Source organism: Chryseobacterium camelliae, from assembly GCF_030818575.1.
GTDB lineage: Bacteria > Bacteroidota > Bacteroidia > Flavobacteriales > Weeksellaceae > Chryseobacterium > Chryseobacterium camelliae_A.
The window spans coordinates 562,457-582,310 of the sequence record NZ_JAUTAL010000001.1; the positions used below are offsets into that span (position 1 = coordinate 562,457).

Here is a 19,854-nt window from a genome sequence, read left to right on the forward strand (position 1 = left end):
TGTATGTTATTTTATCCATATTGGTTTGAGCTTCAGGATCTGCTGATATACCGGGCAATGCTCCGAATGTGCCCCGCAGGTAGCCAATACTCATTAAAAATTCGTTTATGATCTGCCCGCCTGTAAAGCGGAATGTTTTTTTAAATAATTCTTTACCAAAGATAGCCTAGCAGAAACTGATAAAATTCGTCAAAACGGAGTATTATGTTGCTGTTTTGACGAATCCGTTATTTTTCCATTTCACCGAAAAACAGGTCGTTGACATGGATGGTGTCCAAAAATTCTCTTTCCTCTGTGATCAGGCCGCCTTCCAGCTTCATGAGCACCACAATCTCGTTATCGTAGATTTTGCCGTCGACACGCACAGCAAAATTATTCAAATGTACTACGGCACTGTTTCCTTCTACAACGACAGACCGTATGGATATTGTTAGTCCTTTCGGGAAACGATCTTGCAGTAGTTTATGAATATTGGCCATATCTTCCGGCGTTCGCCATCCGCCCAGCGGCCAAGACCCATCACCACTAATCCAGTAAGTGGCATCTGGGGATTTGTATTTTAGTATATCTTCAAATCTGCCGTCTGTCACGGCCTGGTAGTAAGCTTTTACAATTTCTTTTGCTTCCATTGCTTTGATTTTAAATAATTTATTATGTAACAATCAGTAAACTATTTCATTTAGTTGTCTTTAAGGTACTTTTTTGATTTTAGCAGGATAAATCTTTAGGCATATCCCATACATCGAAAGGAAAATATCTGTAACAGAGTGAGCCTACATCATATATATCACATTGATAGGTGCCGCAGGTACTATAATCGAATGGAAATTCTTCCACGTGTTCCAAGTAATCCGTAGATAACATTACATAAGCATTAGAGGGAATACTATTCTTCAATAAACGATGGGCATCAACAAGGGTGTTTCCGTAGAGTTTGCTGAAACGGTCTATTTTAAATTCTTCTATATGCCCGTAATGTGCAATTGCCTTCAGCTCTAATTGGCCAATTTCAGGAAATTTCTGCTGGTAAAGCAGGATGATTCTTTTAAATGCATTGCGCATCTGTGCGAACTGTCGCACAACATCTTCTACCGATGGTGCAATTCCCATCCGATAAAATAAGATCGCATCGCCTTCTATCTCAGAAATTCTAAAAGAAAGACGGTTACAGTCAATGATTTTACTGAGAAGGCGGCGTATAATGATTAGTCCTTCAGTTGGATCAACATCTCTGATAAAGTGTGAATATCCGCTAATATCCACAATAAAGACCATACCTTGATTATCTCCTGACATAAGCACATTTTTAATACCATAAAGTTGACTGTTTTTGTCCTGGAAAAGTTAGCCGGATTTACCTTATACTTAGCTCTATTTCCTGACAGGCTTAGTTGAATGACTGCCTGAACTGAACGGGTGACATATTCGTCTTCTTTTTGAAGAGACGGTTAAGTGACTGGGGCTGCTCAAAACCCAGCATATAGGAGATTTCTGCAACGCTGAGATGCGATGTGGTGAGCAATGTTTTGGCTTCTTCAATTAGAAGCTCCTGAATATGGCCCTGTGCACTTTTACCTGTAGATAGACGCAGCAGGTCACTTAGATAATTTGGCGACATATGGAGTTGCTCCGCAAAATATTTAACATTTGGCAGACCATCCTCCATAAGTTTGCCGGAAGAAAAATAAGATTCCAGCATCTTTTCAAATTTGACAACGTAATGTTCGTTGTTGGATTTTCTGGTAATGAACTGACGGTTGTAATACCTATTGCCATATACCAACAGGAGTTCGATAAAGGCAACGATGGCCTCCTGGCTGAACAGATCGATACTATTGGTATATTCCTGCATAATACTGGCCATCAGGCCGCGGATATGTATCTTTTCCATTTCGGATAAAAATAATGCTTCATTCACTTCATAATCAAAAAATGCGTAATTTTTTAGTTTTGAATATAAGGGAAATGAACGGATAAAATCCGGATGAAAGACCAGCGAGAACCCATCGGTCACCTGACTGCTTCCAGGTTCAACCGTCAATACCTGACCAGGCTTTATAAATGACATTACGCCCTCGGTAAAGTCATAGTGCTTGGGCCCATATCGTAAAATACAGTCTGAATTTTCTTTGATGGAAATACAATAGAGATCCATCACAATCGAAATATCTGCAGCTGGATTAATATAGGAAGCCGCTGAAAAATCAATAATGCTCAACAACGGATGCTGTGGCTTGTTCAGCTTAAGCAGTTTATGGTAATCCTCTACGGATTTTATAACTCTGAAATTCTGATTTGACATTGTCGTTCGATTAAAATCTTAAACCTGACTAATTAACATTTTATAGGGAAATCAATCGGTTGCTAATGTTCTTCTGCTCGATTTTGGCAAGCTATTTCAATTCTTTTAAAAGGACTGTAAAATATTCCGATCTCCGGTATTGGTCCCCAGTGGAATGATACGTTCGATACGTTCCATATCCTCTTTGCTGAGTACAACCTCCGTTGCAGCAATATTCTGTTCTATATATTGTACCCTTTTTGTACCCGGTATCGGTGTTACGCCTTTGGCAATTACCCAGGCAATCGATAACTGCGTTTCGGTGATCGATTTTTCGACAGCCAGCATTTGCAATTCCTCTACAAGTTCTATATTCTTGTAAAACTGTTCTCCCTGGAAGCGGGGTATTGACCTTCTGAAATCATCCGCATCAAAATCGTCAGGCGTCTTTATCTGTCCGGTAAGAAATCCTCTTCCGAGGGGTGAATATGCAACCATCCCTATACCGAGCTCCCGTGTAGCCTGATATACGCCATCTTCTTCGGCACTTCGTTCAAAAAGGGAATATTCGTTTTGAACAGCGGTGATGGGATAGGTTTTATTAGCCCTTCGTATCAAATTCTCGGTCACTTCTGAAATACCAATATATTTGATTTTGCCTTCCTTTACAAGCTCTGCCATTGCCCCAACAGTCTCTTCGATCGGAACCTCCGGATCGGGACGGTGCATGTAATACAGGTCGATCACATCCGTCTGTAGATTTTTAAGGGATCGTTCCACCGCTTTTTTTACATAATCCGGCCTTCCATTGATGCGCCAGGTAACCTGATCATTGTCGTCAATCTCAAATCCGAATTTTGTTGCAATGATATATTTGTCCCTATTCCCCTTAATTGCATTTCCAACCAACCGTTCATTGGTCAGGGGGCCATACAGGTCGGCGGTGTCTAGGAAGTTGCCTCCCAGCTCAAGCGAGCGGTGTATGGTTGCTATCGATTCCTTTTCGTCTGCCTTTCCATAGGTATTAAAGCCAACGGATGGGCTCATTCCCATACAACCCAGGCCTATCAATGAGATTTCCAATCCCTGCGTTCCTAATTGTCTTGTTTTCATCTGACTTTTGATTTTATATTGATATTGAATTCTGATATATATCTTATCGATACTCTTGCAGCCAAATCATCCTATTGGAACGCAAAAGAAATCTTCCTTTTTAAAATTGAAAAGTGTATCATGCACCACCTGGTCCGTAAATCTGGTTCAGTTTAGATTTTCATTGATCTATGCACCAAGAATTGAGGTGATCTTTCAGCCGGGTAAATTACTTGTCTGATCAGTAGCTCAGCCAACGACCTGCTTATATTTCCCAACAAGGCATTAAAAATCTAAGTGATGAATGATGAACAAAATTAGGGTGGCGCTGAAAGGAAATTGTTGCCCGATTACCAAAAGATGTAACCAAATACAGGAAAATGCCGTTTGAAGTTAATTCAATAAAGATCTTTTATAGTCAGACGGGGAAAGGGAGGTTTTACTTTTAAACAGTTTGTTGAAAGACTGGGGGTGCTCGAATCCCAGGTGATAGGCAATTTCTGCGATGGTCAGTTCATCTTTCGCAAGATATTCTTTTGCCTTTTCTATGACCTTTTCATGGATAAACTGTTGAGAGTTCAATCCAATGAGATTTCGCAAAAGATCACTCAGGTAGCGTGGCGTTACATGGAGGTTGTCTGCTAAAGCATTAACGGTAGGTAGTCCAATGACCAGTGATTTCTCCTCGTTAAAGTAATCTTCCAGCAGTTGTTCCAGTCTGGTAAGAAGATCATTATTGACTGCTTTTCTGGTCAGGAATTGACGGTCATAAAAACGGTTAGCATATTTGAGCAGCAACTCGATCTGTGAGATGATCACGTCCTGACTGAATTTATCGATGCGTTCGCTTAGTTCTTCCTGAATAAAACGATAAATGCTGAGAATGGTAGCTTTTTCTTTTTCGGAAAGATACAATGCTTCTGCCGCCGAATAGCTGAAATAGCCGTAATGCCTGATGACCGAACTCAACGGATAGGGCCTGAGAAAATCAGGATGGATATGGAGCGTCATACCATCATAATTGGCTTCTTCATCCTGCATCTTAATCAGCTGACCAGGAGCAATGAATGACATTCCACCTTCCTCAAAATCATAGTAGCCCTGACCATATTTCAGTTTTCCTGAAAAGTTTGTCTTGAAAGAAATTTTATAAAAGTTCAGGATGATGCCCTGTTCGAAATCTTTGGGATCGAATTGAGCCTCTCCGTAATTGATAATGCTGATCAGGGGATGAGAAGGTGCCGGCTGTCCCATTGCTTTATGCAGTTGGGATAAGGAATCAAATATGACCGGTAGCTTTTTCATGATACAAATTTAAGTAATTCATCAGAAGTAATTCCCGGCTGGTTATAGTCACCAAACCGGAATTACCCTGCAATTAAAATATAAACTGGTTGCGGATCTTTTCGAATTGCCCTTCAGGAGTCAATTCCAGCCGCTCATTATAAAGGGCAACAGCATCATTACCCGCAATATACCTGAGCTGGGATTTACCATCAGTGGCCGCTTCATAGATGATCAGTGCCACATCTTCCGCTTTTGTGTAATTGGCAATCTGCTCCTCACTGTAGCCTTCGCTAACCTTCGCAATCAGTTGGCCATATGCTTCATGCATACCTCCCTGCAGTGATCTTCCGGCAAAGTCAGTCTGCATGCCGCCTGGAGCTACTATTTTCACCTTGATGCCAAACTGAGCCAACTCATAGGCCAGACCTTCTGAAAAACCGTCTATCGCAAATTTGCTGGCATTGTAGATCGAACATGTCGGGTATCCTAATAAACCAAAAGTACTGGTGACATTAATGAATGTTCCACTTTTTCTTTCTCTAAAATAAGGAACAAATGCTTTCGTGATTTGAATAACTCCCATTAAGTTCGTCTGGATCTGCATCTGGATTTGCTCCTCACTAAACGATTCCAATGGACCGATAAGGCCATAACCGGCATTGTTCAGTACAACATCGACTGAATTGGATTTTAAAATTTCGGCTATTGTTTCCTGGCTTTTTAGGGTGTTGGTAACATCCAGCTCTACTAAGGTTATATTGGAAAGCTGGTTCAGCTCTTTTTCTTCTTCAGGTCTTCGCATGGTCGCGATCACTTTCCAACCCCTTTCCTGAAATAATTTGGCAGTTGCCTTACCCAGTCCGGATGAAGCACCGGTAATGAAAATTGTCTTTTGCATATTTTATTTTTTTGTTCTATGCAAAGTTGAATATTAACTCAATTCAGGAATTAATCTAAGCGGGAATATACTTAGCCGAAATAACGAAAGTAATAAAGTCAATTATTATGCTTTGATGTACCTATTGTAAGAATAGATTGTACATCATGACTTATTTGATTACAGTTCGTATTATATTAGAAGAGTTAACATATATGAAACTTAAAATTGATAGGAAGAATCTTTTTGATACCAATTCGTTGCCAAATTTAAATAAAAAACCCTAACTGACTGATAATCAGAAAGGGTTTTAAAATTAGATGTACCCAGGACCGGGATCGAACCGGTACTCCTAAGAACTGGTGTTTGAGACCAGCGCGTCTACCAATTCCGCCACCTGGGCTGGTGTTACCATGCTTTTAATTGGTGTGCAAATATAGAAACTTTTTTAAGATTTAAAAACTTTTTTGCGAACTTTTCTTTAAAAATCCAGTTCCAGTCCGTCGTAGGCAAGGTGGATGCCTTCCGGGAGAAGGGGTTCTTCCACATCATAAAGTCCGAAGTGATGGCTGATATGGGTTAAATACAACTTTTTGGGCTTGAGTTCTTCAAAGAGCTCAATAACATCCGGCAGGATGAAATGGGCAGGATGCGGATCGAATTTCCGGATGCAGTTCAGGATCAGAACATCCAGGTTTTTCAGTTTTTCCTTCTCGGTATCGGAGATAAAGCTGCCGTCGGTAATATACGCGAGATTTTTGAATTTGTAACCGAAGATGCTGAGTTTATAGTGCATCACCTGAATAGGGGTGATGAGCGTATCCAAAACGGTAAAAGGCTGATGATCGATTTCATGGAGCTCAAAAGCCGGGGCGCCGGGATACCGGACATCTGTAAAGGCGTAGGCAAAACGCTTTTTAATTTCCTGCCCGACCCGTGGATGGCAGTACAGCGGCATATCTTTCCCGCTCCTGAAAATCAGGGGACGCATATCATCAAGACCAATCACGTGGTCGTTATGTTCATGGGTAATGAGGGCGATGTCTATACTGGATTCATGGTTCAGAAGCATCTGCTGGCGGAAGTCCGGCCCGCAGTCAATCAGTATTTTGCGGCGTTCTTCCGTAGTCACCATCACAGAGGCACGGAATCGCTGGTCTTTGGGATTTCCGGAGGTGCACACCTCACATGTACAGCCGATAACGGGTACGCCCTGCGAAGTACCGGTTCCTAAAAATTTCAACTTCATTTTGTTTTGAGGTTGGTTTAATTTTGGTAAATTTACGCAAAAATTTAATGTCCTAATGTATCAGAAACTAACTCCTAAACAAAAAGCATTAACAATTAATCTAGATCCTACTATTTATGGTACTTTCGCGGAAATTGGAGCAGGGCAGGAGACTGTTCGGCACTTTTTTAGAGCAGGGGGGGCTTCCGGTACAATCGCCAAGGCGATGTCTGCCTACGATAAGGATTTTAGTGATGCCATTTACGGAAAAGAAGCCAAAAACAGGTATGTAACCCAGAACAGGCTCCGTAAAATGCTCCGCTATGAAGTGTCTTTGATTGAGGAAAGGATTTCCAGGGAGAACAATCCGGACAGAAAGTTCTTTTCCTACGCCAATACGGTAACAACGATTAATTTTGACAAAACGATGAGAGGCCACGGCTGGGTGGGGATCCGTTTCCAGGTGAAAGAAAATGAGGATTATAATGAGATTGTAATCCATGTTAAATTCAACGAAAACGACGCCACTCTGCAACAGGAAACACTGGGAAACCTTGGGGTGAACCTCATTTTCGGGGCCTTCCACTATTACGATAATCCCAGGACCCTGATTGAATCGCTGTACGATGATATTGCCAAGGATAACCTGGAAATTGATATGATCGATTTCAGCGGACCTGCATTTGCCTACGTGGATAACAGGCTGATGTCTCTTCAGCTGGTAAAAAACAGCATGACTGATGCTGTGATCTTCAATTCTGAAGGAAATAATATGCTTCCGGCAGATGTCCTGTACAAGAAAAATATTTTTGCCGTAAGGGGAAGTTTCAGGCCCGTGACCAAGGTGAATATCGATATGCTCCGCAACGGACTGGACATGTTCCTGAAAGATGCTGCCTGTACCCATGATGAAACCGAAGTGCTGATTGAAATCACCATCTCCAACCTCAGAGCGGACGGAGATATCAACGAAAGGGATTTTATGGACAGGGTAGACATCCTCGGTAAACTGGGATATACCGTTATCATCTCCAATTTCTCCGAATATTACAGGATGATCGATTATTTCGCTACCCATACCAACGGAAATATCGGCGTGGCCATGGGTGTGAACAATATGCTGATGGTATTCGACGAAAAATACTACAACAATCTTTCCGGTGGCATTCTGGAAGCCTTCGGTAAGTTCTTCCGCAACGGCATGAGGGTATACCTGTATCCGTACAAAGACCCTGAAACCCACGAGCTGCTGGATTCGTCCAACCTGAAAGTGGAATGAAAGCCTGAAAGAATTGTATAAATATTTCAAACACAACAACCGTATTGTAGATATCACCAGCTATAATCCTGAATACCTGGAAATTTATTCCAGGGAAATCCTGAAGAAAATCTCATGCAATGTGAAAGGCTGGGAATCCCAGGTTCCGGAAGGCGTTGCGGAAATGATCAAAGAGCGTGGAATGTTCGGCTACAAAGAAGAACTTTCCCTAAAACAATTTTCTTAAACCTAAAAGAAACATCATGTTAGAACTAAAAAAAAGGCTTTCCTCCATCCTTGAAAGTCCTAAACACAATACTGAAGAAAAGCTTCAGAAAGTCTGCCACCTGCTGGACCAGGAAATCTCCTATTTCAACTGGACCGGATTCTACTTTAAAAACGGAGATAAAAATGAACTGATCCTGGGCCCTTATGTGGGTGCACCAACCGACCATACCATTATTCCTTACGGAAAGGGAATCTGCGGGCAGGTAGCTGTTTCCAATGAAACTTTTATCGTGCCGGACGTTCACCAGCAGGATAACTACCTGAGCTGTTCCATCGACACTAAAGCGGAAATTGTAGTCCCGATCTTCAAAAATGGCGAGAACATCGGCCAGATCGATATTGATTCCCATACCCTGGATCCTTTCACCAAAGAAGACCTGGAAATGCTGGAATGGCTGTGCCACGAGGTTTCAAAAATTTTATAAGCGTTTTTGATGCATAAAATATAGCTCCGGTTTGCAAGAACCGGAGCTTTTTATTTTGATATAAGTTCATTTAAGGTAGCCCTGCGGGAATCAATACAGGCAGGTTTAAAAATAGATTGGCACCACAACAAACAACAATAAAGACGCCGCCCTTGAATTGATTATTTAGCGAACAGCTCCACTTCATCAATCAGCTCCTTGAAATACGGTGCACATTTCGCAATATGCGTTCCGTACCAGGAAAATGCCTCTCCGTCCACAATCATGATTTTTTTCTCAGGATAAACGGCTTTCAGTTCTTCTATATGTTGTTCCCTGAATGGGAAAGGTTCAGAGGATAACATGATGATATCCGTATCAGCTAGGTCTTTTACCGTGATTTCCGGATAGCGTGTCCTGTCCCTGAAACTATTTTCAAATCCGATTTCCTTCAGGATATGATGGATGAAGGTATCTGATCCGATGGTCATATAAGGGTTTTTCCAGATCAGGTAGGCTGCTTTTAACGGAGTATGGATCTTGGCGCTTTCCAGCACTTCGTAAATTTTCAGATTGAACTGCTGGGCTTTTTCCTCACAGTCGAAAAGGGTTCCTAATGTTTTAAGAAGGTAATAATTGTCTTCTACCGTTTCTACATGGGTAACAACCACTTTAAATTCCTTCATCAGGGTTTCTACCTGTTCTTTGGTATTTTCTTCTTTATTCGCTATAATAAGGTCTGGCCGCAGGTTCCTGATCTTTTCCAGGTTGAGGTTTTTGGTTCCGCCTATAACAGGGATGTTTTTGATCCGATCTTCAGGATGGATACAGAATTTTGTTCTTCCTGTGATGTGGTGTTCTGTTAAACCTAAATCAAATAAAGCCTCAGTAATCGAAGGCACGAGCGAAATAACATTCATATTTTGGGACTTTGCCTAAAATTACAAAAGTTTTCCTGTTAAGAAAAGTCCGGCAACCGTAAAATAGATGATTAGTCCCGTTACGTCCACAAGGGTGGCTACAAAAGGAGCGGAAGAAGTGGCAGGGTCCAGTTTGAGTTTTTTAAGCACAAAAGGAATCATGGAACCGGAAAGCGTTCCCCAGAGTACAATAGCGATGAGTGAAACAGAAACGCTGAGTCCCACATATACCCAGTACGTACCGTAATCGAACAGCCCTAGTTTCTGCCAGACCATGATGCGGATAAAGCCGATGATCCCGAGTATAGTTCCCAGGCACAGCCCGGAAATGATTTCTTTTTTCATGACGTACCACCAGTCTTTCAGGGTGATTTCCTGAAGGGCCATCGCACGGATGATCAGTGTAGCTGCCTGCGATCCCGAATTTCCGCCGCTTGAAATGATCAGCGGTACAAACAGGGCAAGAACTACAGCTTTTTCAATTTCTTTATCAAAATATCCCATTGCGGAGGCGGTAAGCATTTCCGAGATGAACAGGATGATCAGCCAGGTGGCTCTTTTACGGATCATTTCTGTCCATGAGGTATGTGTATAGGGAAGATCAAGCGCTTCCAATCCCCCGAACTTCTGGATGTCTTCCGTATTCTGCTGCTCGATCTGGTCCAGGATGTCATCAATGGTTACGATGCCTACCAGGACTCCGTTTTCCGTAATAATGGGCAGGGCACCGCGGTCGTATTTCTCAAAGTAGGTAACGGCATCCTCCTTTGTGGTGGTTGTGGTGATGGCTACAAAATGGTTATCCGTAATTTCGGAAACCAGAGTATCTTCTTCAGCAAGCAGCAGTGTTCCGATAGCGATATCATCAATAAGGCGGTTTCTTTCATCCACTACATACAGGTAGTTCATGGTTTCCACTTTCCTTCCTACCTTTTTTATTTGCTGGAGGCACTTCTTAACGGTCCATTCCTTGCGGATCTGAATGTAATAAGGTGTCATCAGACGGGCAATGGAATCCGAATTATAGCCTAAAAGTTTCAGGGCAATCCTTCTTTCCTGGGGATTCAGGTGATTGATGGAATACTTGATCAGTTCATCCGGAAAGTCTTCAAACAGGGCTGTACGGTCATCCGGGGTCATGGCATTGAGGATCTCTGAGACTTCATCGCTTCCGATGCTCCGGATGGTTTCCTCCTGGAAGTCAGGATCCAGGTGGGAGAAAACTTCTGCCTTGTATTGCTTTGAAACCTTGAGGAATGCCAACAGCCTTTCGTCAGCAGGAAGGTTGCTGAGCGTTTCGGCAATATCGGCAGGATTAAATATGATTTCGTCTCCGGAGTTCAAAGCTTGGGATTTTTTAGATACGCAAAAATAATTTAAATTTTTAAAACTGGGCAATAATGGCGAAGATTTAAGGATTAATTAAAGGATTCGGTAGATAACTGCTCCTGGATCCAAGTGTGTGTTACTGTACTACCCAATAAAAAGAACACCTGCTCAGTGCAGGTGTTCCGGATTAATTTGAAAATATTTAAGTATTGAAATCAAGGTTCTATACAAGCGTACGGATAGCATGTCCCATTGCAGCACCATCCTGTAGTGCAGGGATTGTTGTGGATGTCTCGACATCTATTATTGCGGTCTCCGCCATTAATGATCTTCAATGTTTCCCGTGTAATTTTTTTTAAATTTTTCATTGGATTTGTTTTGAGTTTGTTTTTAATTATACTGCAAAGTATAGGTAAAAGGTAGATACCCTCTGGCAGCATAAACTACCAGGATATTCAAAATCAGGCTTCTAAACATGCCTGTGCTACGCACATCCTGTTACAGCACCATCCTACAACACAGTCTGAATGGTCGATGCATTTGTTGCGGGCTCCTCCGTTAATGGTTTTCTGTGCTTCCCGGGTTAGTTTCTTTAAATTTTTCATTGGATTTAGTTTTTTTTGGTTACACTTCGGGACAAGAATAAACGACACATACCCGTTGGCAGCAGGAACCGCCAGGACATTGATAATTTTCGGTACATCTTTGGAGGCCGCTGCCTTTAATGGCTTTCTGCTCCGCTCTGTTGAGCTTTTTTAAATTTTTCATATTGTTTTGGATTAAAGTATAGCCAAGATAATAAAAATATTTTATTATTCGCTAAAATGTGAGTTGAAAAATTTATGTAAAGCGATGGTTTTCAGTAGCCGTATGTGTGGTTTCCGGCTGCAGGCCGGTGATTGAAGAAGATAGATAAGAAGAGAAAAAGATTGATGAGAAGATAAAGACCGGATTAAGTGTTAAAATCCCGTTTCTTCTGAAGGCTTGATTTTTTTAAGGCTTTTAAGAATGTCCTTAATAGCACCATTGGTACCGATTTTAATTGAATTTTCAGCAGATCCGAGCAGGCGCATATTTTTACGGTAGGTATCATAATCGCTTTCGGTGATGAAATTGCCTTCAGCGTCATACAGTTTCATGCTGACCACAACCTGGTTGGAAAAGACATATTTGCCGAGGCCTACTTTGAAGTATTTTACTTTGGGAACTACGGCAAAATCGGCATCATTATTCATGCAGTAATCGGAGATTGTCTGCTTGTCTATACTATCAAAAGGGATCTGGGTTTCTGTTTTGAGCATTTTATTCCTGTGGTACCCGCTGAGGTTTTCCGATACCGCATTAAAGAACGCATAGTTGGTAGGTTCTTTAATCTCTTCAATATCAGGTTCCACTTCAGGATTGAAATACAGTACTTTTCTGATTTTATCATCTGTGCTTTTCTGTGCTTTTGCATAAGCGGTACCGATGATAAGGAAAGAGGTAAGGGCTGTAAAGAATATAATTTTTCTCATTTGTAATACTATGCAAAATTACTGCCTTTTCGTGAATCTCAGTATAGTTTATTAAGAAATATTTAACACTTTTTTCTATCAGTTTTGATTTACGGCATCAATAATGTTTGCAGAATAAAAAAATAGTTGTACTTTTGCACGCGTTACATAATAATCATTAAACAATATTGGAATGTACTTAACAACAGAAAAAAAGCAGGAAATTTTCGCTAAGCACGGAAAATCTGCACAGGACACCGGAAGTGCTGAAGGGCAAATTGCACTTTTCACTTTCAGAATCAATCACTTATCTCAGCACCTTAAAGCTAACCGTCATGACTTCAATACAGAAAGATCTTTGGTGAAGCTGGTAGGTAAAAGAAAAAGATTACTGGATTATCTTAAAAACAAAGATATCGAAAGATACAGAGCGATCATCGCTGAATTAGGTTTAAGAAAATAATCTATAAAGATTTTCAAATAAAAGCAATCTCTCAGGAGGTTGCTTTTTTTATTTGTTTTGAAGTACCATATTAATATACCTGTAAGACCTCCGTTTTCCTTTGCTGAAATGCTAAACCAAACAGCCTTTTTATACGGATTTTCACCGGGATTACTACTTTTATCCAAATAATTACATTAAATTTGCAGACGAATTTTAGACGAAATATAATCATTAAAGGCGCTCAATACGGAGTGCAACACAAAAAATTTATGAGTGTACCTCAAGCAATTACAGAGCTGATTACTCTTGCAGACGGCAGAGAAATCACTATTGAAACAGGGAAATTAGCAAAACAGGCTGACGGATCTGTAGTCGTAAAAATGGGCGGAACTATGCTTTTAGCAACGGTTGTAGCCAATAAGGAAGCTAATCCGGGAGTAGATTTTCTACCGTTAACGGTAGACTACAGAGAAAAGTTTTACGCAGGCGGTAAAATTCCGGGAAACTTCTTCAGAAGAGAAGCACGTCCTTCTGATCAGGAGATTTTAACGATGCGTTTGGTGGACAGGGTTTTAAGGCCATTGTTCCCGGAAGATTTCCACGCAGAAGTTCAGGTGATGATTTCACTGATTTCTTATGACGGACAATCCATTCCAGATGACCTTGCAGGTCTTGCCGCATCATCAGCAATCGCAATTACCGATATTCCTTTCAACGGACCGATGTCTGAAGTAAGGGTGGTAAGAATCAACGGTGAGCTGTCTATCAACCCGAACTATGCAGATCTTAAAGATTCCGACCTGGACATCATGGTGGGAGCAACTAAAGATTCTATCGTTATGGTGGAAGGGGAAATGAAGGAAATCACTGAAGCGGAAATGCTGGAAGCCATCCAGTTTGCACATGCTGAAATCAAGAAGCAGGTGGAAGCTCAGGAGAGATTAGCTGAAAAAGTAGGTAAATCTTTACCGAAAAGAGAATATAACCACGAAAACCACGATGAAGCCATTCGTGAGAAAGTGTGGAAAGAAACGTATGATAAAGTATACGAAGTTGCTAAGACCCCTTCAGGAAAAGAAGAGAGGGGAGAAAAATTCAAAGCGGTTCTTGATGAGTTTTTAGCACAATATGTAGATAACCCTGAAGAGCTGGAAAGAGTAACGCCGTTCGCCAAAGTATATTACCATGATGTGGAAAAAGAGGCGATGCGTAACATGATCCTGAATGAAAAAATCCGCCTGGACGGACGTGATCCTGAAACCATCAGGCCAATCTGGAGCGAGATCGACTACCTTCCGGGAGCGCACGGTTCTGCCATCTTTACAAGAGGAGAAACCCAATCTCTTACAGCGGTAACATTAGGATCCATCAAGGATGCCAATATGGTAGACAGCGTAATGGTCAACTATGACGAGAGATTCTTCCTTCATTATAATTTCCCTCCATTTTCTACAGGGGAAGCAAGACCTTTAAGAGGAACTTCCAGAAGAGAGGTAGGACATGGGAACCTGGCTCAGAGAGCTTTGGCTAACATGATTCCTGAAGAAAACCCATACACCATCCGTATCGTTTCCGATATCCTTGAATCCAACGGTTCATCTTCCATGGCAACGGTTTGTGCCGGAACCCTGGCGTTGATGGATGCCGGTGTTCAGATTGCAAAGCCGGTTTCCGGAATTGCGATGGGGCTGGTAACCGATGTAAAGACAGGAAAATTCACGGTACTTTCCGATATCCTGGGTGATGAAGACCACCTTGGCGATATGGACTTTAAAGTAACGGGAACGGCAGACGGGATCACAGCGTGTCAGATGGATATCAAAATCCAGGGACTTTCCATGGATATCATGGAAAAAGCATTGATGCAGGCTAAAGAGGGAAGACTTCATATCTTAAATAAAATCACGGAAACCATCGCTGAGCCGAGAGCTGACGTGAAACCTCACGCACCGAAAATGGTGATGATGGAGATTCCTAAAGACTTCATCGGAGCGGTAATCGGGCCTGGAGGAAAAATCATCCAGCAGATGCAGAAAGATACCGATACCGTTATTGCTATTGAAGAAGTGGGAGAAATCGGAAGGATTGAGATTTCCGGGGTTAGCAGAGAGAAAATCAACGAAGCGATCGCGAAAATCAACGAAATTACATTTGTACCGGTTGTAGGTGAAGTATATAATGGTAAAGTGGTAAAAGTAATGGATTTCGGAGCTTTCGTAGCCATTGCCAAAGGTACTGAAGGACTGCTTCACATTTCTGAAATCGAATGGTCACGTCTGGATAAAGTTCCTTATAATGAAGGGGATGAAGTGGAAGTGAAATTCATGGGTTACGATGACCGTAAGAAAATGAAACTTTCAAGAAAGGTATTGTTACCAAGACCTCCTAGACCGGAAGGACAGGGAAGACCTGAGCGTTCTGAAAGATCTGACAGACCAAACAGACCTGAAGGGCAGAGAAGACCCGAAGGACAAAGGAGACCTGAAGGAGAGAGAGAAAGAAGGCCTGAAGGAGAAAGAAGACAGGAAAGGGAAAGAAGACCCGAAGGTGACCAGCCTCAGGGAGATCAGAACCCTTCATCTGAAGAAGCATAAGATTCTTAACTGAACCATACAAATCCCTCAATTATTTGAGGGATTTTTCGTTGCGTGAAAATGTCGGCTTTACCCAAGGGCTAAAGTTCGCAATATTTGGAGCGGTTCAGTTACTTTTTAATGATGATTTAGAAACAATGTATCTACGAAAAAAAGAAATTTTACCCATTAAAATCCTTCTTCTGAGCTTAGGATTTAAAATATGTTTATTGCCATACATTCAGCAGGACTATAGCACCCAATGAAAAAAGCAATTGAATTCCAATTCATTGAAATAGGATTGTGTATTATTTTTTCGTACATTTGTAAAACAAATAAAAAGGTGTAAACCTTCTTTCCTCTTGTAACGGTTTAGAATTTCCATTTTTCTTCATTCGGTTTTTGTTTGTACAGCTGACGGATTTTAATACAGTTTAGTTTGATTTTACGGCAATAAGCAGGACAGTAAAGCAGTACACAGCTTTTTATTTCTTTTCGGAAGACGAAAATTTTTATCAGAAACAATTAAATTTTAATATAATATATGGCGGATTCTTTCTCTAAAAAAGAAAATTTTAAGAAAAAAGTTCAAAAAGCAAAAGAAAAAGCTCAGAAACGTGAAGAGCGTAAAACGAGCAACAACAAAGGCAAGAGCCTTGATGACATGCTGATGTACGTAGATGCGAACGGTCAGCTGACTTCCACACCACCGGATAATACCGAAAGAGCTGAAATCGATCTGGATAACATCCAGCTGGGTGCTGCTCCTATTGAAGCGGAAGAAATCAGAAAAACAGGAATTATTACCTTCTTCAGTGAAAAAGGCTATGGTTTTATTACGGAAGACAAATCGAAAGAAAATGTATTCTTCCACAGTAACAACTGTACGGAAATGGTGAAGAAAGGCAATAAGGTGTCATTCGAAAAAGAGAGATCCCCGAAAGGATTTTCTGCGGTTGATATCAAACTGGTTAAATAATCAATATCATTACACCCTATAAAATAAAGCTTCGAAAGAAGCTTTATTTGTTTTTATACACTTCCTCCCGGATGTTTACCAGGATTATTGCAGTCTTTTCCAAATCCGGAGTTTCGGGAAGCCGGGAAGTTGAATAGTGGTGCTCAATGGAACGGATGAGATCTTCCGCTTTTTTCATGACATCCTCATATGAACGGTTGCCGGCTTTGATGTCCAGGAGTTCGTCCCGGTTAGCCACACGGATATCCAGCGAACCGGTCTTAAAAATCTGTTCGCAGGACTGCAACAAACGGATGGTATGCATCATATTCTTGCTGTCGTAATTCTGTCCGTGCTTTTGGTTGACATTATATCGGTCCTCATTCCTTTCAGAAACCCACTTCCAGTATTCGCGGTAGTCTTTGCAGTACGTGGAATAGGCATCAAGGTTACAGAACAGGTACGCCAGCGGCTTTTCCTCTTTCGGAACCGATGATATGGAAACCTGGTTGGCCTCTTCATGCCGGATAATCCCTTTGTAACCGAGATCTCCGGACTCATCATAAAAAAGCGCAAACATCCCTTTGGTATGTTCAATGCTTATCAGTCCACATTTTTCCTGTACCAATCCATGTTGGCCTCCAAAAAAGGAAAACTCACGCAGCCACTTTTTGAGCGGTACTGAGCCCTGATCATGCAGGATATAGCAGAAATCCAGGATGGACTTTTTCCCCCGATCCATGGGATTCAGAATTTTTTTATTCAGGCCCTTCGCTTTCCTGATCTGTGAAATAGCATATCCGGCAAACGTATCTTTACACAGTTTCGACAGGAAATCTTCCGGCTTCAAAAGATCCATCAGCGGATGCTTCCGGAGGATACAGTCTTCCGGGCTGGCCAGGACTTCCAGAATATTCGGATTATTTTTCTGCAACAGTTCCACAAACCTCCCGATTTCATAATAGGTAATGTCATTTGTTTCATTGGAAACCTGTGGTATATGATTCAACCCGAAAAAGTCCTCTTTCGGCAGATAATACACACCCCGGATATCGGTATCTGAATTTTCTGTAGCCAGCCCGAAAGCACGGCTGCCGGAGATAGCTTCGAGGAGGATGAGGTTTCTGGATTTTAGCATTGAAGTGGTCATGATCTAAATATGAATAATATCACCTGGTTTTGCTGTTTTTAATCTTTCAATAATTTCAAGGGCGTCTTCATGATTATTGCATGGTATTCTTATTTTATTAGGTGGTTTATTAACCCCATTTTCAACAATACAGTTGCCTGCAATAGCTATTTTAATCTGAAGGGTACCTAATATTTTGGGTCTTACTATTTTCATCTTTAAAGAAGATCAACTTAATTCAAAACTCTAATTATATAATCTCCCAGTAATGTACAAATATTAATCATTGTATAAAACTATCTTTTTAATCAATCTATATCCATTAATGTTTATACTTTCTAAATAAGAATCATTTTCAATCAATGGCTATAAACATTAAAAATTGAACTCAAAAATGCTCTATATTCCCCACGCAGTACCAATTCCTTTTCCACAAACAATTCCTTCCTCACACAATCCACCTTTTCATTCGTCACCGGATTAAAACCCTGCTTCATAACTTCTTTATTATAGATCCCAACGCCGCGTTTCTGCCATAACGGAAGCGTATTGTAATTGATGCCATATTGAAAGAGCAGTTCATTTTTCTCGGCCTGTGACATTTTCTCGATCTTTCCGGCGGCTTGTTTTGCGGGGAAGCCATTATTCCGCAAAGTCCAGTAGCAATAGGCGGAAAGAGAATTCCGGTGCGCGTCTTCCTGCCGCCAGCAGAAATAATCCAGCAGCATTTCCTGGTTGGGAATCGCTATGGTGCGGCAGTCGAAAACACAGATTTCCTGAAATTGCAGGCTGAAAAAGGCACTGGCTTCACCGGCCAATACAGAATTTAGTTTCCGTATTTTTCTGCTGAAGGTCTGGTCGTCTCTATCAATCAATAAAGAAATTTCATCACTTTGGGTGTAGCCATAGATTACTTTAAAACCGGTATTAAAAAGATACCTTGCCATATCAATCATTACTTTGCCGAATTTTTCATCAAACGGTTTTTCCAGGGTAAGCTTTTCTTTGGTCAGTTTCGTGAAGCCTTTTCCGTCCAGTCTTACAATGATATAATTTCCCGGGAGGACATATTGTTCCGAAAGGCCCTCATTTTTACGCATGACGGCTTCTATTTCTTCAATTTTCATAAGGACTGATTTTAAAGGTATTATTGACAATTCTAACATTGAATATTTTATCAAAGCCTTCTTTAAATCCGGGCTTTTCCAGATCTTTGTATTTGGCTTTTATTCCAATTTCATTGATGGCGTCTTTTCTGTTCCTGTTTCTTTCCAGGCAATCCTGAATGCTGCTTTCAAAAAAATATCCTATGATTTCATATTGATTCTGTTTCGCAGATTCAATATACTTTTTACGGCTTTCTACGGTTATGTTTGTATTGTCGATCACCATTTTCGACTGCGTTTCAAAACAATACCGCAGCAACTTATTTTCTTTATTTCGTGTGTTCAGCAAATCCAGGCTGATCCTGATGTGGGATTTGAAAAAAAGTTCCTTATACAAGGAACTTTTTCCGCTCGCCGGAATCCCGGTAAAGATGATCATTTCCATCATGCTAATTTTTTACTACAGCTTTCCACTATAACTTCCAGAGCCTTCTCTGCATCGCAGGCGTACAGCCCGGAACACCATGCCGGGTTGGCCTCAATGAGAGCCCAGCCTTTTCCTTTAATAATCCCAAAGTCAAGGACAATGGCTCTGGGAATAGTTTCAGAACAGACCTGTATAAAGTCTCTGTAAAATTTGTGCAGGCCTTTTTGTTCATCTTCAGATAACGGGCTGGCATCAAAACTGTTATTCCGCCAATAAGAAGAATAGGTTTTGATTTCGCTATCCAAAACAAAGCAGCGTACTTCAAGCTCCCATTCTACCACCTCAGAAGTGAAAACGGATATCCCGGGATCCAGTGATTCAAATCCTGGAATGTCTGTGACACTATCGAAGACTCCTGCTTTAAAGCTTTTAAAATCGGAACACTTGATGAAAATGTTTTTTTCGTGTACAAAATCTTTCAGCTGACCGTAAGTGATCTGACGTTTTGTCAATGATTCCGGGATTTCAGAAAGCCAGTTGTCATTTGGTTTTGTCAAAATCAGGTTGCATTGTTCAGCTACGATCTCAGCATAGATATCTTCGCCATACACTGCCACGACATCCGCACGGAATTCTTCCGGAACATTCCATTTTGCATTGAACCGGTTCACTTCGTAAGAGGAGTTGAGTGAAGCCTTTTTCAGATTGTTACTGTCCTCTGTATACATAGGAGACAGTGCGACGATATTTTTCATACGA

Annotated in this window: 22 protein-coding genes, 1 tRNA gene and 1 pseudogene; 5 read left to right on the forward strand and 19 right to left on the reverse strand. The window is 41.2% G+C overall.

Annotated features, from left to right (window positions below; all coding sequences use genetic code 11):
• Positions 1–227: 227 nt before the first annotated feature.
• The 8 genes from QE404_RS02580 to QE404_RS02615 form a co-directional block, all read right to left on the reverse strand.
• Positions 228–629, reverse strand: a complete 402-nt coding sequence (locus QE404_RS02580; protein WP_307446069.1) for a nuclear transport factor 2 family protein — start codon at positions 627–629, stop codon at positions 228–230.
• Between the two features lie 79 nt (positions 630–708).
• A complete protein-coding gene (locus QE404_RS02585) occupies positions 709–1,296 on the reverse strand; it encodes a DUF2652 domain-containing protein (RefSeq protein WP_307446071.1) in 588 nt (195 codons plus the stop codon).
• Between the two features lie 91 nt (positions 1,297–1,387).
• Entirely contained in the window at positions 1,388–2,302 is a 915-nt protein-coding gene (locus tag QE404_RS02590; protein WP_307446073.1) for a helix-turn-helix domain-containing protein, read from the reverse strand.
• A gap of 105 nt (positions 2,303–2,407) precedes the next feature.
• Positions 2,408–3,394 (reverse strand): aldo/keto reductase, encoded by a 987-nt coding sequence (locus QE404_RS02595; RefSeq protein ID WP_307446075.1) that lies wholly within the window; start codon positions 3,392–3,394, stop codon positions 2,408–2,410.
• 372 nt (positions 3,395–3,766) lie between these two features.
• Entirely contained in the window at positions 3,767–4,678 is a 912-nt protein-coding gene (locus QE404_RS02600) for a helix-turn-helix domain-containing protein (RefSeq protein ID WP_307453695.1), read from the reverse strand.
• Between the two features lie 73 nt (positions 4,679–4,751).
• Positions 4,752–5,558, reverse strand: a complete 807-nt coding sequence (locus QE404_RS02605; RefSeq protein WP_307446079.1) for an SDR family oxidoreductase — start codon at positions 5,556–5,558, stop codon at positions 4,752–4,754.
• Positions 5,559–5,860: 302 nt separating this feature from the next.
• A tRNA-Leu gene (locus QE404_RS02610) sits at positions 5,861–5,940 on the reverse strand.
• A 78-nt stretch (positions 5,941–6,018) separates the two neighbouring features.
• Entirely contained in the window at positions 6,019–6,786 is a 768-nt protein-coding gene (locus QE404_RS02615; RefSeq protein ID WP_307446081.1) for an MBL fold metallo-hydrolase, read from the reverse strand.
• Positions 6,787–6,841: 55 nt separating this feature from the next.
• Here QE404_RS02615 and QE404_RS02620 point away from each other — a divergent pair.
• Together QE404_RS02620 and QE404_RS02625 are read left to right on the forward strand one after the other, a co-directional pair.
• A pseudogene (locus QE404_RS02620) lies at positions 6,842–8,270 on the forward strand (TonB-dependent receptor).
• 16 nt (positions 8,271–8,286) lie between these two features.
• Entirely contained in the window at positions 8,287–8,736 is a 450-nt protein-coding gene (locus QE404_RS02625; protein ID WP_307446085.1) for a GAF domain-containing protein, read from the forward strand.
• Between the two features lie 161 nt (positions 8,737–8,897).
• Here QE404_RS02625 and QE404_RS02630 read toward each other — a convergent pair whose 3' ends face one another.
• The 6 genes from QE404_RS02630 to QE404_RS02645 form a co-directional block, all read right to left on the reverse strand.
• The gene (locus QE404_RS02630; RefSeq protein WP_307446087.1) at positions 8,898–9,635 is read right to left on the reverse strand and encodes an ABC transporter substrate-binding protein; all 738 of its coding nucleotides are present in this window, start codon (positions 9,633–9,635) and stop codon (positions 8,898–8,900) included.
• 21 nt (positions 9,636–9,656) lie between these two features.
• Positions 9,657–10,979 carry a magnesium transporter gene (gene mgtE / locus QE404_RS02635; RefSeq protein WP_307446088.1) on the reverse strand — a complete coding sequence of 441 codons (1,323 nt, stop codon included), beginning with the start codon at positions 10,977–10,979 and terminating at the stop codon, positions 9,657–9,659.
• Positions 10,980–11,179: 200 nt separating this feature from the next.
• Positions 11,180–11,404, reverse strand: coding sequence for a bacteriocin-like protein (locus QE404_RS19360; protein ID WP_409013986.1), 225 nt, complete (start codon positions 11,402–11,404; stop codon positions 11,180–11,182).
• Between the two features lie 21 nt (positions 11,405–11,425).
• A complete protein-coding gene (locus QE404_RS02640) occupies positions 11,426–11,569 on the reverse strand; it encodes a bacteriocin-like protein (protein WP_307446090.1) in 144 nt (47 codons plus the stop codon).
• Positions 11,570–11,588: 19 nt separating this feature from the next.
• Positions 11,589–11,732 carry a bacteriocin-like protein gene (locus tag QE404_RS19365; RefSeq protein WP_409013987.1) on the reverse strand — a complete coding sequence of 48 codons (144 nt, stop codon included), beginning with the start codon at positions 11,730–11,732 and terminating at the stop codon, positions 11,589–11,591.
• Between the two features lie 191 nt (positions 11,733–11,923).
• Positions 11,924–12,478 (reverse strand): pyruvate decarboxylase, encoded by a 555-nt coding sequence (locus QE404_RS02645; protein ID WP_307453696.1) that lies wholly within the window; start codon positions 12,476–12,478, stop codon positions 11,924–11,926.
• Positions 12,479–12,650: 172 nt separating this feature from the next.
• On the opposite strand from QE404_RS02645, the gene rpsO reads away from it, so the two are divergent.
• The 3 genes from rpsO to QE404_RS02660 all read left to right on the forward strand — a co-directional run bounded on the left by rpsO (position 12,651) and on the right by QE404_RS02660 (position 16,454).
• Positions 12,651–12,920 carry a 30S ribosomal protein S15 gene (gene rpsO, locus QE404_RS02650; RefSeq protein ID WP_307446095.1) on the forward strand — a complete coding sequence of 90 codons (270 nt, stop codon included), beginning with the start codon at positions 12,651–12,653 and terminating at the stop codon, positions 12,918–12,920.
• Positions 12,921–13,171: 251 nt separating this feature from the next.
• Positions 13,172–15,496, forward strand: coding sequence for a polyribonucleotide nucleotidyltransferase (locus QE404_RS02655; RefSeq protein ID WP_307453698.1), 2,325 nt, complete (start codon positions 13,172–13,174; stop codon positions 15,494–15,496).
• Positions 15,497–16,019: 523 nt separating this feature from the next.
• Complete coding sequence (locus QE404_RS02660) at positions 16,020–16,454, forward strand: cold shock domain-containing protein (protein WP_294206958.1); 435 nt, start codon at positions 16,020–16,022, stop codon at positions 16,452–16,454.
• 43 nt (positions 16,455–16,497) lie between these two features.
• Here QE404_RS02660 and QE404_RS02665 read toward each other — a convergent pair whose 3' ends face one another.
• From QE404_RS02665 to QE404_RS02685, 5 genes are all read right to left on the reverse strand, one after another.
• The gene (locus QE404_RS02665) at positions 16,498–17,583 is read right to left on the reverse strand and encodes a nucleotidyltransferase domain-containing protein (protein ID WP_307446111.1); all 1,086 of its coding nucleotides are present in this window, start codon (positions 17,581–17,583) and stop codon (positions 16,498–16,500) included.
• Positions 17,584–17,586: 3 nt separating this feature from the next.
• Positions 17,587–17,778, reverse strand: a complete 192-nt coding sequence (locus QE404_RS02670; protein ID WP_307446113.1) for a hypothetical protein — start codon at positions 17,776–17,778, stop codon at positions 17,587–17,589.
• 143 nt (positions 17,779–17,921) lie between these two features.
• Positions 17,922–18,689, reverse strand: coding sequence for a tRNA(His) guanylyltransferase Thg1 family protein (locus tag QE404_RS02675; protein ID WP_307446116.1), 768 nt, complete (start codon positions 18,687–18,689; stop codon positions 17,922–17,924).
• Positions 18,679–19,116, reverse strand: coding sequence for an AAA family ATPase (locus QE404_RS02680; RefSeq protein ID WP_307446119.1), 438 nt, complete (start codon positions 19,114–19,116; stop codon positions 18,679–18,681). The genes QE404_RS02675 and QE404_RS02680 overlap by 11 nt, the downstream gene beginning before the upstream one ends.
• The gene (locus QE404_RS02685; protein WP_307446122.1) at positions 19,113–19,850 is read right to left on the reverse strand and encodes an ATP-grasp domain-containing protein; all 738 of its coding nucleotides are present in this window, start codon (positions 19,848–19,850) and stop codon (positions 19,113–19,115) included. The genes QE404_RS02680 and QE404_RS02685 overlap by 4 nt, the downstream gene beginning before the upstream one ends.
• Positions 19,851–19,854: the final 4 nt, after the last annotated feature.

Coding starts and splice junctions, on each gene's coding strand:
- QE404_RS02580 (WP_307446069.1), bottom strand. CDS start 629: ATGGAAGCAAAAGAAATTGTAAAAGCTTACTACCAGGCCGTGACAGAC.
- QE404_RS02585 (WP_307446071.1), bottom strand. CDS start 1,296: ATGTCAGGAGATAATCAAGGTATGGTCTTTATTGTGGATATTAGCGGA.
- QE404_RS02590 (WP_307446073.1), bottom strand. CDS start 2,302: ATGTCAAATCAGAATTTCAGAGTTATAAAATCCGTAGAGGATTACCAT.
- QE404_RS02595 (WP_307446075.1), bottom strand. CDS start 3,394: ATGAAAACAAGACAATTAGGAACGCAGGGATTGGAAATCTCATTGATA.
- QE404_RS02600 (WP_307453695.1), bottom strand. CDS start 4,678: ATGAAAAAGCTACCGGTCATATTTGATTCCTTATCCCAACTGCATAAA.
- QE404_RS02605 (WP_307446079.1), bottom strand. CDS start 5,558: ATGCAAAAGACAATTTTCATTACCGGTGCTTCATCCGGACTGGGTAAG.
- QE404_RS02615 (WP_307446081.1), bottom strand. CDS start 6,786: ATGAAGTTGAAATTTTTAGGAACCGGTACTTCGCAGGGCGTACCCGTT.
- QE404_RS02625 (WP_307446085.1), top strand. CDS start 8,287: ATGTTAGAACTAAAAAAAAGGCTTTCCTCCATCCTTGAAAGTCCTAAA.
- QE404_RS02630 (WP_307446087.1), bottom strand. CDS start 9,635: ATGAATGTTATTTCGCTCGTGCCTTCGATTACTGAGGCTTTATTTGAT.
- QE404_RS19360 (WP_409013986.1), bottom strand. CDS start 11,404: ATGCTGCCAGAGGGTATCTACCTTTTACCTATACTTTGCAGTATAATT.
- QE404_RS02640 (WP_307446090.1), bottom strand. CDS start 11,569: ATGAAAAATTTAAAGAAACTAACCCGGGAAGCACAGAAAACCATTAAC.
- QE404_RS19365 (WP_409013987.1), bottom strand. CDS start 11,732: ATGAAAAATTTAAAAAAGCTCAACAGAGCGGAGCAGAAAGCCATTAAA.
- QE404_RS02645 (WP_307453696.1), bottom strand. CDS start 12,478: ATGAGAAAAATTATATTCTTTACAGCCCTTACCTCTTTCCTTATCATC.
- rpsO (WP_307446095.1), top strand. CDS start 12,651: ATGTACTTAACAACAGAAAAAAAGCAGGAAATTTTCGCTAAGCACGGA.
- QE404_RS02655 (WP_307453698.1), top strand. CDS start 13,172: ATGAGTGTACCTCAAGCAATTACAGAGCTGATTACTCTTGCAGACGGC.
- QE404_RS02660 (WP_294206958.1), top strand. CDS start 16,020: ATGGCGGATTCTTTCTCTAAAAAAGAAAATTTTAAGAAAAAAGTTCAA.
- QE404_RS02665 (WP_307446111.1), bottom strand. CDS start 17,583: ATGACCACTTCAATGCTAAAATCCAGAAACCTCATCCTCCTCGAAGCT.
- QE404_RS02670 (WP_307446113.1), bottom strand. CDS start 17,778: ATGAAAATAGTAAGACCCAAAATATTAGGTACCCTTCAGATTAAAATA.
- QE404_RS02675 (WP_307446116.1), bottom strand. CDS start 18,689: ATGAAAATTGAAGAAATAGAAGCCGTCATGCGTAAAAATGAGGGCCTT.
- QE404_RS02680 (WP_307446119.1), bottom strand. CDS start 19,116: ATGATGGAAATGATCATCTTTACCGGGATTCCGGCGAGCGGAAAAAGT.
- QE404_RS02685 (WP_307446122.1), bottom strand. CDS start 19,850: ATGAAAAATATCGTCGCACTGTCTCCTATGTATACAGAGGACAGTAAC.